Source organism: Kibdelosporangium banguiense, assembly GCF_017876405.1.
Lineage (GTDB): Bacteria > Actinomycetota > Actinomycetes > Mycobacteriales > Pseudonocardiaceae > Kibdelosporangium > Kibdelosporangium banguiense.
In genome coordinates this window covers 9,719,451-9,731,030 of record NZ_JAGINW010000001.1, presented here as the reverse complement: position 1 = coordinate 9,731,030, position 11,580 = coordinate 9,719,451, and the positions used below count along the sequence as shown (strand labels likewise).

Here is an 11,580-nt window from a genome sequence, read left to right as displayed (position 1 = left end):
TTTCCATGCTCTGCTTTCCGGTATTGGCGGCCTATCCAACAGATATCCGGGTACGCCGGAGCACCGAAATCGGATCGGCTGTGTAGTCGATCGACACGTTGCCGGCCAGCTCGTGGCACGCGGTTTTCGCGTCGGCGATCTTTCCCGCGTAGCCGGGGTCGTCGTTCGATATCAGAATTCCGAGCACGGTGCCGCTGTGCGCGACGACGACACCGAGCCCGCCGACCTGCCGGCACACGTGGCGCAGCCGGTCGAGATATCGCTTGGGACAACGGGCCTGGTTCATCTGCGCGCTCCTGGTCGCCACCTGGCCGACCGTGGCCAGATCGCCCCCGGCCAGCGCCACCGCCAGCAGGTCGAGCAACCGGGAGTACTCCCGCTGCTCGCCCGCGGTGATCGGCGGACGGGTCGCGTTGAAGCTCACCGTGTCCACCTGGCCGCCCTCGTCCACCCCCACGATGGTCAGCGCGGGCGGCGCGGTGAGGCAGCGGTACAGCTCCACCCTGCGGTGGTAGAAGGCCACTACGTCGCGGTACATGAGTCCGTCGGTCGGCTCGATCGGGCGCAGGAACGCCTCGGCGGTGCGCGGCGTGACCCGGCGCCCGATGGCCCGGCCGGTGGCCCGGATCGTCGCGATCAGGTCAGCGGACGAGCTGGCCATTCCTTTGCCCTCGGGGAGCTGGCTGGTGACCACCAGCCGTCCGCTCGGGGCCATCCCGTGGCAGGCCAGGACCGACCGGGCGATCCGCAGCGACTTGTGCTTGTGTTCCGGTTGTACCCGCAACTCGCCGGTGCCCGGCAGCAGGGTGAGCCGGGCCGTCGACCGGCGCAGGATCGGCAGGGTCACCAGGAAGTCCTGGTCCAGCCCGGGAAGCGCGCCCTGCAGCAGCTCGCCGAAGGTGCCGAACGAGATGCCCACGCCGTGGCGTACGCCGGATTGTTCCGCCTCGCTCGCAGCCTGAGCCGACCGCGAGGTCGACGCCGGAAATGTCACGGCCGGCCTGCCGTGGTGGCGACTGGCGCGGCTGCGGCGGCGGCCCGCCGCAGCCGGGCGAGCACCAGCGGGCCGGCGACGATGTGGATGACGCCCTGGACGGCGACGAGTGGGAGTACGCCGACCGTGGTGGCCAGCGTGCTGGCGACCACAGTGCCCAAGAGCGTCGCCGCCGCGGCCGCCGCGGAGATCGCGCCGAACACGCGGCCGCGGTAGTCCTCTGGCGCCCGCAGCTGCAGCAGGGTGAAGAAACCGGCGTTCAGCGCGGCCAGGGGAAGCCCGACGATCGCGAGCAGCGCGAAGGCCGGCCACATCCCGGGCAGCGCGAGCGGATAGAGCGCGAACAGCAGGGCGAACACGCCGAACACCATGGCGCCGTACCCGAGTAGCTCGGCCGGCTTCATCCGGGCGGCGAACGCCGCGATGGCGACCCCGCCCACGAGCCCGCCGACGGCCTGGATCCCGTTGACGGCACCGAACTCAGCGCCACTCGCCCCGATGACACCGATGACGAACGGCGCGAACAGCGCGCTGAGCACGCCCTCGCCGAAGCGCGACATCACTCGGTAGGTGAGCAGGGCGGACAGGTCGGCGTCGCGGCCGCACAGCCGGACCCCGTCGACCCATTCGCGCCAGGTCCGCCGCATCCCACCGGACGTACCCGGTTCGGTACCGCCGTCCTGCCTGGCCCCGGTGCCGGCCGGGATCCATGCGATCAGCGCGGTCGCGACGGCGTAGCTCGCGATGTTCACGAGCGTGACGGTGATGATCCCGCCGGCGAGCGCGAGCAGCCCACCCAGCGCGGACCCGACCAGCCGGGAGACCTGGTTGTTCTGCCCGTTGAGCGCGTTGGCCACGACCAGCTGGTCCGATGGGACGATGGTGGGCACGAACGCCGCCTCGGCGGAAGTGAAGAGCTGGGTGATCGAGTTCTGCGCCGCGACGGTCAGATAGACGATCCAGAGCTGCCCGGTGCCTTGCACGAACAGCATGGGCAGCAGCGAGACGGCGAGCGACGCGTTCGCGACCACCATGGTGGTCCTGCGGTCCCACCGGTCGGCGAACACACCGGCCACCGAGCCGAGCAGGAAATGGGGCAGCAGGGCGGTGAACACGATCGCACCGGAGGCCAGCGCCGATCCGGTCAGCGCGTAGACGGAGAACATCATGCCGATGCTGAAGATCCAGTCACCGCTCAGCGAGATCAGGCTGGCGCTCAGCAGCAGCCGATAGTTCCGGTTACGCACGATGAGATTCCACGCCGTTCCCATGAAATCCTCTTTTCCGTCGAGCTAATGCCGACCTCGAAACATCAGCACATTCGGCACGATGCCGTCAACACTGTGTTCGAGAATTATCCAGACGATCGCGAACGAATACGAAACAGATAACCTGACAAGTTTTCCTGAGCGTATGTCCGCGCGGACCGACCCAGCGTTTTACGAGACATTTGTCAGGCAGGAGATCGGCATGCCCGACGCCAGCGCATTCATCGGCATCCGGGAGAAGACACACGCCGAGGCAGGTCTGTCATGAGCGCGCCCACGAACCGGAGTCTGGCGCGGCCGACCGACGACGCTCCGCACGTCGACAGTGCCCAGCTGCTCAGCGTCCTGGCGGAGATCTCCCGGATCGGCGCCCGGACGGGAGCGGGCATCACCAGAACCGGTCTGGGCCCCGAGGAGGCACAGGCCCGGGCGTACCTGGCCGAGCGGTATCGCCGCGAGGGCCTGGCCGCCCGGACTGACCCGGCCGGCAACCTGATCGTGCGCAGGCGTGAGGCGGATCCGGCCAAGCCCGTGCTGCTGCTTGGGTCCCATGTGGACACTGTGGTGCATGGCGGCCGGCTGGACGGTACATACGGTGTCGTCGCCGCGTGCGAGGTGGTGCGCGTTCTGGCGCGGCAAGGGATGGAATCGGCGTACGAGCCGGTCGCGGTGGCGTTCAGCAACGAGGAAGGCGCCCGCTTCCCCTACCCGTTCTTCGGTTCGCTGGGCCTGACCGGTCAGCTGGACATCGCCTGCGCGACCACGATGACCGACCGCGACGGCACGGCGCTGTCCACAGCACTGCGTGCGGCCGGTGGTGACCTCGACATGATCGAGGCGGCCGCTTGGCCGGACGGGTCGATCGCCGGTTACCTCGAACTGCACATCGAGCAGGGACCGGTGCTGGAGGACCGGAACATCCCGATCGGGGTCGTCGAGGCGATCACCGGGCGCACCATCATCGACATCACCGTGCAGGGAGTGCAGGGACATGCCGGCACCACGCCGATGTCGCTGCGCAGAGACGCGTTGGTGGCCGCGGCGCAAGTGGTGCTCGCGGTACAGCGGCTGGCCACCACCCGCGGACTGTGTGCGGTCAGCACCGTCGGCTGCCTCGACGGCGAGCCCAACGTCACCAACGTCATCCCCGGCATGGTCCGGCTCACCGCCGAGATCAGGGACGGGCGGGCGGAACGCCTGCGTGCAGCCGAACGTGCGCTCGTCGCCGAGTTGTCGGCGCTCGGCTCGGCGACCGGCACCAGGATCGACATGGACCTGCGTCCGGTGACCCGGCCGACCCAGACCGATCACCGGCTGCGCGAGGCGGTCGCCACCGCGGCGGACGATCTCGGGCTCACACACCTGGAGATGTTCAGCGGCGCGGGACACGACGCGCAGATTGTCGCGCGGTCGGCACCCATCGGGATGGTGTTCGTGCCGAGCCGGGGCGGCATCAGCCACGCGCCGCAGGAGCACACCGACGACGATCTGCTGGTCGCCGGGGCCGACACCCTCCTGCACGCGGCCCTGCGGCTGGTGACGGAAAGATGGTGATGTCATGAACCCGGGCGACGGCGAGGCCCTGACGGAACTGGCCGGACAGGCGTGGCGGGACGTACTGCGCTGCCCCGGACCGTCCTATGTGGACAATTTCTTCGAGCTGGGCGGCCATTCGGTGGCCGGCGCGCGGGTGATGTCCCGCCTGCAGCCCCACATCGCGGTCCGGCTGCCCCTGCGGGTGTTGTTCGACCACCCCGTGTTCGGTGAGTTCGTGGTGGCGATCACCCGTCTCGCCGAGCAGCCGGCGTAAAGGAGTGCGAGTGATGTCAGCTGAGCCTGCCCGTCGGGTCGGGGTGTTCTGTGGCGCGAAACCAGGCCACCGCCCTGACTTTCTCGACAGTGCGCGGGAGCTGGGCACCGCGCTCGGCAGCAGCGGTGTCGATCTGGTGTACGGCGGAAGCGCCGATGGACTCATGGGAGAGGTGGCCGGCGCGGTGCTCCGCTCCGGCGGGCATGTCATCGGGGTGATCCCGCGCCATCTGACCCAGCACGATCCGGTCAAGACGGACATCGACGAGTGCCACCTCGTGGAGACCATGCACGAGCGCAAGTCGATGATGTACGGCCTGGCCGACTCGTTCATCGCGCTGCCCGGTGGTTTCGGCACGCTCGACGAGTTGTTCGAAATCCTGACCTGGCGCAAGATAGGCCTGCACCGCAAATCGATCGTCGTGCTGAACCTGGCAGGCTATTTCGACCCCCTGCTCGGCATGGTCGAACAAGCCACCTGCGAGGGATTCATCTCGCCGGACGACCGGCAACTACTGTCCATAGTTGACACAGTGGCCGCCACCATGGCCGTCGTCGGGCAGGCGGGTGTCCCGGTAGGTTCCTGACAGCCGGTCCGTCACCGAGGCTGATATACCGCCGTTTCACCAGTGATCGCGCCGAGGCGTGACAGCACACCGTCCACAGTGTCCACCACCTTGATCGTGCTCCGCTCGGCCACGGTGACGAAGTCCTCGGCCAGCGCCCGGTCGAGCTGGGCCACCAACGGGTCGAAGAAACCGCCCTGATTGGCCAGGACGACCGGTTTGGCCACGCCGGCGGGATTCCCCGATGTGGCAAGGTCACCCAGCTGGTCGAAGGTGCTCAGGCCGCCGGGCAGCACGATGAAACCATCCGCGAGCCGGCGTACCAGCTGGCGGCAGCCGTCCGTGGAACGCGTGACGTGCACTTCGCACCCGCGGGCGCCTTCTGTGCCGGAACGCAGCGCCATATGCGGCACAACGCAAATGACCTGACCGCCGGCCGCGACAGCCGCCTGCACCGCGGCTGCGGTCATTCCGACCGGAATGCCGCTGTGCACAAGCACGACGTCCGCCTGGACGAGCCCCACGCACAGGTCCCTGGTGAATTCCAGATAGGCCATGCGCGCACCGGCCGTCGCTCCGCACAGCAAACCGACTCGGAACCGACGCCTGTCCAGTCGCATGGGCCGGATGAAACGCGGCGCGCTTATCGACGCATTATCGAGCCGATATTCGAAACGAACGGATATTGTTTCGATACCCGTGTGCCGACACTGGACACGTGGGGAAACTCAAGCTGGACAACAGGAAGTGCGCCGCAGCCCCGGCCCGCGGTGGCCGGCTGAGATTTCTGGTGTCCAGCATGCCGACCGACTCTCATACCTGGAACCTGGTCGTTCTGCAGTTGCTCATCGAAGAAATGGGACACGAGGTCGTCAACCTGGGTTCGTGTGTTCCGGTGCACCTGCTGTTGAGCACCTGCCGGGCCGAGCGCCCGGACTACGTCGTGCTCAGCACGGTCAATGGGCACGGGCAGGTGGACGGGGCCCGGGTGATCCACGCGCTGCGTGCCGACCCCGCGCTGGCCGGACTGATCGTCGTCATCGGCGGCAGGTTCGGCACACGCGGCGACGCCGATCCCGGTCTGTGCCAGGACTTGCTCGCGCACGGCTACGATGCGGTGTTCCCGGTCGATGTGGACCGGCCGGCGAGAGCCGTCGAGCAGCTTCGCGAGTTCGTCGAGTCTCGTGCCGCGGGTGCCAGATGACCACGCTCGGGCCACCGTCCCAGGCCGACCGGTTCAGCGGGTTCATCACCGATCAGCGCCGGGCCGGGAAGCTGACCCTGCAGCCACGGATGGGCTTCGGCGACCCGGCGCGAATGCGGCAAGGGCTGCTGGCCGTCCGGTCGGCTGGCCTGCCCGCCATCGGCACGGTGACCCTGGACAGCTACACCCGGCACAACGAGCACGAGCAGGCCGCCGCGGCCCTGGAAGCCGGAGCGGAGCTCAACGGCTATCCGTTGGTGGCGATCCCGCTGGAGCACACCACGCGGATGCTGGACGGGGTGCGGTGTGCCGGGTTCCCGGTTCAGGTGCGGCACGGTTGCGCACAACCGGAACAGATCTTCGCCACGATGCTGGCGGCAGGACTCACCGCGTCCGAGGGCGGGCCCGTGTCGTACTGCCTGCCGTACAGCCGAATCCCACTGCGCGTGGCCACCGCGGCGTGGTCGCGCGCCGTGCGGATGTTCGCCGCCGCGCGGGACCGGGGCGTGCTGTGCCATCTCGAAAGTTTCGGTGGCTGCATGCTCGGCCAGCTGTGCCCGCCGGGCCTGCTGGTCGCGTTGTCCGTGCTGGAGTGCCTGTTCTTCGCCGAGCGCGGGCTGGGCAGTGTGTCGGCGAGCTATGCCCAGCAGACCAACCCCGACCAGGACGCCGAGGCGCTGTGGGCGCTCCGCCGGCTGTGCGCCGAGGAGCTGTCCACAGTGGAGGATTATCACCTGGTCCTCTACACCTACATGGGGCTGTATCCCACGACCCAGGCCGGAGGCCGGGCCCTGCTCGCCGACAGCGTGCGGCTCGCGGTGCGCACTGGCACCGAACGCCTGATCGTCAAGACCACGGCCGAGGCCCACCGGATCCCGACGATCACCGAGAACATCGAGGCACTCCGGCTGGCACACGAGTGCGCGCTGGCAGCACCAGGCCCCCTACCGCCGCCGGACGGTGACACCGAGGTGTATCTGCAGGCACGCACGTTGGTGGACGAGGTGCGCAACCTTGCGCCGACGCTTACCGAGGCGCTACCGCTCGCGTTCGAGCTGGGGCTGCTGGACGTGCCGTACTGCCTGCATCCCGACAACCGCAACGAAGCCCGGTGTGTCATCGACAAGGACGGCCGTCTCGTGTGGTGGGACACCGGCCTGTTGCCGTTGCCCACCGCACTGGGCGGGCGGCGGCGCACCGAACGGGTCGGCGCGTCGCAACTGCTCGCCGACCTCACCCATCACCGGCGCCGTCTCGACCACGCAGCCGCATCAGCCGGAATCCGACACACTGGGAATGGACGCCATGGTCAACGCGTACCGCACTGAGCTCGACCTCCGCCCGCCCACCTCACCGCGCGAGCACCTGGCATCCCCGGTGACCCGCGGCGTACTGCGGATCCAGAACCGGATACTCTCCGCCGCCCGGGAGTTCCTGGCCGACAGGGGCTTTGTCGAGCTGCTCGCGCCGATCATCGGCCCGGTCACCGATCCTGGCACGCGCGGCTCGAAGCAGGTCGACATCGACTTCTACGGCCACAGGTACAAGCTCATGACGAGCGCGATCCTGTACAAGCAGGCGTCGTTGCTCGCCTTCGACAGGATCTTCTATATCGCGCCGAACGTGCGGCTGGAGCCGTTGGAGACCGCGTCGACCGACCGGCACCTTGCCGAATTCCACCAGATCGACGTCGAGCTCGCCGGTGCTCGCGCACGCGACGTCCAGAACCTGCTGGCCGATCTGCTCCGGCACATCGTGCGCCGGGTCGTGGCCGACCGCGCGGCCGAGCTCGAACTGCTTGGCCGCGATACGGCGACGCTCACCGAGTTCGTGGACCGGCCATTCGACCGGATGTCGCACCCGAAGGCCGTCGCCGCGTTGCGCGAGCTCGGTCATCCGCAGGACCCGCATGCCGAAATCGACTGGGCCGGCGAGCGGATCCTGTCCGAGAAGGCCGGCGCACCGTTCTTCATTGCCGACTATCCCAAGGGTTCCCGGGGGTTCTACGACCGCGAGAGCCGCAGCGAGCCTGGCGTACTGCGGAACTTCGACCTCATCGCACCCGAGGGATACGGCGAGTTGTGCAGCGGCAGCGAGCGTGAGTTCGAGTACTCGCGGATCGTCTCGCGGATGCGGGAGACGGGGGAGAACCCGGCCAAGTACGGCTGGTATCTGCGGATGGTGCGCGAGGGGATCCCGGCCAGTGCGGGCTTCGGCCTCGGTCTGGAGCGGCTGACCCGGTACGTCGCCGGTCTGCCTGCGGTGTGGCAGGCCAGCGCGTATCCGAAACTCCCGGGTGTGGTGTCGCCATGAGCACACGTACGGGATCACTGGTAGGGCTGCGGGCGGAGAACTTTCCGGAGGCCGCGGTCCGGACTCGGGCGAGGATCGGGTGTGAGGCCGTGTTCCCGCCCGACGAAGGTTACGGCACCACGGTGTTCGGCGCGCCGGTCCGGTCCGGCACCGACCTGATCGACTCGGCCCGGCTGGTGCCTCCGGTGTTCACGCCTCGCCGGCTGGAACGGTTGATCGATCTCGCACGTGAACCGACCCATCAGGATGTCGTGCTCGACACTGTTGTCGGCGGGTTTCGTTCGCCGCTGCCGGTGTATCTGTCGGCCTTCGGGTCGACCAGGGTGGCCACCGGCGACCTCGGGCTCGCGGCGAGCCGGCAGGCCGGCCGGCTGGGTATCCCGATGTGCATCGGGGAGAACATCGTGCCGGTGAACGGGTACCGGCAGGCCGCGGAGCCGGCGGCGGCGTTGCTCGGCCGGATCCGGGCCTATGCGGCGGAACTCGGTGACGGCGGGGGAGTGGTGGTTCAGCAGAGCACCGAGGACGCCGACGCCGAAGTCTGGAATCTGGTCTACAGCGATCCCGCTGTCGGGTCGCTGCTCGACTCCGGCAGGCTGGCCTTCGAGCTGAAGGTCGGGCAGGGTGCCAAGCCCGGGCTGGGTGGGATGACCGTGCTGGACCGGGCCACGGCGGCACGCGTCGCCGATCAGTACACATTGGACCCGGTGTTCGGTCCGGATGGCGTTCGGGTGTTGCGGTGCGGGTGTCCCGGGACATTCACCTCGGAGATCCTGCGGCAGCAGATCCGGCTGATGGGTAACAACTTTCCGCGCGCCCGCCGATGGGTGAAGCTGCCTCCGGCGCGTGACGTGCGGGACGCCTGCACAGTGGCGTGGGAGGCCGGTGCGGACGCTGTCAGCGTCGACGGAGCCGAGGCGGGTACTGGCTGGGCGCCACTGGGTTTCCTTGACCACGTCGGGTTGCCATTGGGGGAGTGCCTGGTGCGGATCGGCCGGCAGTCGTCGTGTCTGCTCGCGTCCGGGCGGATGTGGGAGGGCGCCCGGGCGGCCAAGTGCCTTGCGATGGGGGCCACCGGGGTCGGCCTTGGACGTGCCGCTCTGCTTGCGGTCGACGAGGATGCGGACAACGGACTGGTGCGGCTGGCCGACTGCATCGCCCTGGAGCTACGCATGATCATCAGTGCACTGGGCAAGTACACTGTGGACGCGCTCGACATCGAGGATGTCTGGTTTTCGGGTTCGGGCTAGTTCGTGTGGGCCACAGTGGACGGTCGCAGGGACTCGATGTCGAATATCCGGCGCAGTACGGCTACTCGCTCCGCGCGGAGGTCCTCGCCGGCGAGCTGGGTTCGTACGAATATCCGGAGCAGGCCTCGCAGGTGGAACCGGACCTGGCCGTTCGGTTCGCGCGCCACGTCGAGCAGACCGGCGTTCACGAGTTCGGCCAGTGCGTCGTCGGCATCGTCTTCGGTTGTGTCGAGCATCGGTGCGCACACCCAGCCGGCGAAGCCTGCCGGGCCGAGCAGGCTGGCCCGGCGCAGCAGCAGCTGGGCCCCCTCGTCCAGCCGGTCATAGGTTTGCCGGATCACGGTGACCAGGTCCAGGCCGCCGTGTGACAGCTCGTCCAGGCGGCGGTGGTCGTTGCGCATTCGTTCCACCAGTCTGCCGACCGGCCAATGTGGCCGGGCGGCCAGGCGGGCGGCGGCCAGGCGGAGTGCGAGTGGTTCGTCCACGCACAGTTCGGCCAGCCGGCTGAGGTCGGCGGACTGGGGCAGTGCCGTGTCCGGTCCGAGCACGTGGGTGAGCAGTGCGATGGAGTCCGGGCGGCGCATCGGACCCACACTGATGAACGTCGCTCCGGGCAGATTGGTGAGTTTGACCCGGCTGGTGACCACGACCGCACAGCCGATGTTCCCCGGTAGCAGAGGAAGCACCTGTTTCTCGTTCGCCGCGTCGTCCAGCACCACCAGCATTCGACGGTCGCCGATGAGGTTGCGGTACATTTCCGCGCGTTCTTCCAAGCTGTCGGGAATGACCGGGACCGGTACGCCGAGCGCGCCGAGAAAGCGCCGGAGTACTTCGCCGGGGCCTAATGCCTGCTTACTGCCACCGAGCTGTACGAACAGCTGGCCGTCCGGGAACTCGTCGGCCATCAGGTGTGCCGTGTGAACCACCAGGCTGGTCTTTCCCAGCCATGGTCTGCCGTGCACGGCTACCAGGCGGATCGCCCGGGAACCGGTGTGCTGGCCGGAGAGTGCGTCGCGCGTCCGCCTCACCAGGTCCGTGCGGCCGACGAAGTCACCGGCGTCCGCGGGCAGCAGACGGGGGACGCCGGTCGTCGCCGGTGCGGGCGCGAGGTTCGGGTCGGGACCCAGGACGGTTTCGTTGTCTCCGCGCAGGATCGCCTGTTCGATGCGGACCAGTTCGCGACCGGGCTCGAGACCCAGCTTCTCCACGAAAAGCTGCCGGCCGGATCGGTAGGTCTCCAGCGCTTCGGCCCGGCGGCCCGCCCGGTGCAGTGCGATCATGAGCTGGGCGCGCAGCTGTTCGCGGAACGGGTTGGTGGCGACCAGTTCGCCGAGTTCGCTGATCAGTTCGTGCTGCCGGGCCGGATCCTGGCCGTCGTCGAGCCGTAGTTGCGCGGCGACGTACTCCTCGGTGACGGCCAGGCGCCGCTCGTCGAAGCCGACGCCGATGGACTCGATGAGCCGGCTGTTCACCCCGGCCAGAGGGTTTCCCCGCCAGAGCGCGAGTGCTCGGCTGAACGCCTCGGCTGCCTCGGCGTACCGGTGCCGGACCGCATCCGCCCGGCCGTCGGCTACGAAACTTTCGAACGCCAGGAGGTCCAGGTCCTGCTTCGTGCACTTGATGAAGTAGCCGGGCGGGCGGGTGACGATCGGGTTGGGCACGCCCCCGGCGACAAGTTTCCGGCGGATCGACGAGACGCAGATCCGGATCTGCTCCTTGGCCGTGGACGGTGGTGTGGTGTCCCAGACCGCATCCACCAGGCGCTCGACGGCGACCACCCGGTTGGGTTCGACCAGCAGCATCGCCAGCACGATCCGCTGGCGGGGTGAGAACGACAGAGGTTCCCCGTCGTGTCTTACTTCAAGAGGGCCGAGAAGCCGGTACAACATCGTGTCACGCCCCGACAGATCACGGTGGAGCCTGGCCCGGGCCGCGTGGACGGCATCGCGTGGACCGTGGCTACCGCCCGAGCCGAACTCTGACGTCGAGCGGCGATCCCAATCTCCCGCATGAGGTTCATCGAGACGGCATCACGCCGCCACTGCCGATGTTGCCGACATGACGGGAAAGGAGGGACAGTGACGACACAAGCCGATGACGCAGCCGACTGCCGAGTACCGGAAGGTTGGAATGAAAGCCAATCGTACCACTGTTATCTTAGCCGACACCCCATGGA

The 11,580-nt window shown here is 68.3% G+C and carries 12 protein-coding genes; 8 read left to right on the top strand and 4 right to left on the bottom strand.

The window, feature by feature from the left end; genetic code table 11:
- Nucleotides 1-31: 31 nt before the first annotated feature.
- Both JOF56_RS44070 and JOF56_RS44065 read right to left on the bottom strand, forming a co-directional pair.
- Nucleotides 32-994, bottom strand: a complete 963-nt coding sequence (locus tag JOF56_RS44070) for a GHMP family kinase ATP-binding protein (RefSeq protein ID WP_209645504.1) — start codon at nucleotides 992-994, stop codon at nucleotides 32-34.
- Nucleotides 991-2,265, bottom strand: a complete 1,275-nt coding sequence (locus tag JOF56_RS44065) for an MFS transporter (protein WP_209645503.1) — start codon at nucleotides 2,263-2,265, stop codon at nucleotides 991-993. Before JOF56_RS44065 ends, JOF56_RS44070 begins: the two co-directional genes overlap by 4 nt.
- Before the next feature lie 142 nt (nucleotides 2,266-2,407).
- Between JOF56_RS44065 and JOF56_RS59745 the strand changes: the two genes are divergently transcribed.
- From JOF56_RS59745 to JOF56_RS44050, 4 genes are read left to right on the top strand one after another with little or no spacing between them, the layout of a single operon-like run.
- Nucleotides 2,408-2,530: a hypothetical protein gene (locus JOF56_RS59745; protein ID WP_281065582.1), complete on the top strand. Its 123-nt coding sequence runs from the start codon at nucleotides 2,408-2,410 to the stop codon at nucleotides 2,528-2,530.
- On the top strand, nucleotides 2,527-3,816 hold the full coding sequence (locus tag JOF56_RS44060) for a Zn-dependent hydrolase (RefSeq protein WP_209645502.1): 1,290 nt from the start codon (nucleotides 2,527-2,529) through the stop codon (nucleotides 3,814-3,816). Before JOF56_RS59745 ends, JOF56_RS44060 begins: the two co-directional genes overlap by 4 nt.
- A gap of 4 nt (nucleotides 3,817-3,820) precedes the next feature.
- Nucleotides 3,821-4,072, top strand: a complete 252-nt coding sequence (locus tag JOF56_RS44055) for a phosphopantetheine-binding protein (RefSeq protein WP_209645501.1) — start codon at nucleotides 3,821-3,823, stop codon at nucleotides 4,070-4,072.
- Nucleotides 4,073-4,085: 13 nt separating this feature from the next.
- Nucleotides 4,086-4,658, top strand: a complete 573-nt coding sequence (locus JOF56_RS44050; protein WP_209645500.1) for an LOG family protein — start codon at nucleotides 4,086-4,088, stop codon at nucleotides 4,656-4,658.
- 11 nt (nucleotides 4,659-4,669) lie between these two features.
- On the opposite strand, the gene JOF56_RS44045 is transcribed toward JOF56_RS44050, so the two are convergent.
- Nucleotides 4,670-5,257 (bottom strand): LOG family protein, encoded by a 588-nt coding sequence (locus JOF56_RS44045; protein WP_209645499.1) that lies wholly within the window; start codon nucleotides 5,255-5,257, stop codon nucleotides 4,670-4,672.
- Nucleotides 5,258-5,355: 98 nt separating this feature from the next.
- Between JOF56_RS44045 and JOF56_RS44040 the strand changes: the two genes are divergently transcribed.
- The 4 genes from JOF56_RS44040 to JOF56_RS44025 are packed head-to-tail and all read left to right on the top strand — an operon-like array spanning nucleotide 5,356 to nucleotide 9,404.
- Nucleotides 5,356-5,841: a cobalamin B12-binding domain-containing protein gene (locus JOF56_RS44040; protein WP_307855528.1), complete on the top strand. Its 486-nt coding sequence runs from the start codon at nucleotides 5,356-5,358 to the stop codon at nucleotides 5,839-5,841.
- Nucleotides 5,838-7,169 (top strand): methylaspartate mutase, encoded by a 1,332-nt coding sequence (locus tag JOF56_RS44035; RefSeq protein WP_209645498.1) that lies wholly within the window; start codon nucleotides 5,838-5,840, stop codon nucleotides 7,167-7,169. Before JOF56_RS44040 ends, JOF56_RS44035 begins: the two co-directional genes overlap by 4 nt.
- Nucleotides 7,147-8,154, top strand: coding sequence for an asparagine synthetase A (locus tag JOF56_RS44030; RefSeq protein ID WP_209648844.1), 1,008 nt, complete (start codon nucleotides 7,147-7,149; stop codon nucleotides 8,152-8,154). Before JOF56_RS44035 ends, JOF56_RS44030 begins: the two co-directional genes overlap by 23 nt.
- Nucleotides 8,151-9,404: a glutamate synthase-related protein gene (locus JOF56_RS44025; protein WP_209645497.1), complete on the top strand. Its 1,254-nt coding sequence runs from the start codon at nucleotides 8,151-8,153 to the stop codon at nucleotides 9,402-9,404. Before JOF56_RS44030 ends, JOF56_RS44025 begins: the two co-directional genes overlap by 4 nt.
- Here the strand turns inward: JOF56_RS44025 and JOF56_RS44020 are convergent.
- Nucleotides 9,401-11,293: an AfsR/SARP family transcriptional regulator gene (locus JOF56_RS44020; protein WP_209645496.1), complete on the bottom strand. Its 1,893-nt coding sequence runs from the start codon at nucleotides 11,291-11,293 to the stop codon at nucleotides 9,401-9,403. The genes JOF56_RS44025 and JOF56_RS44020 overlap by 4 nt on opposite strands.
- Between the last annotated feature and the right edge of the window lie 287 nt (nucleotides 11,294-11,580).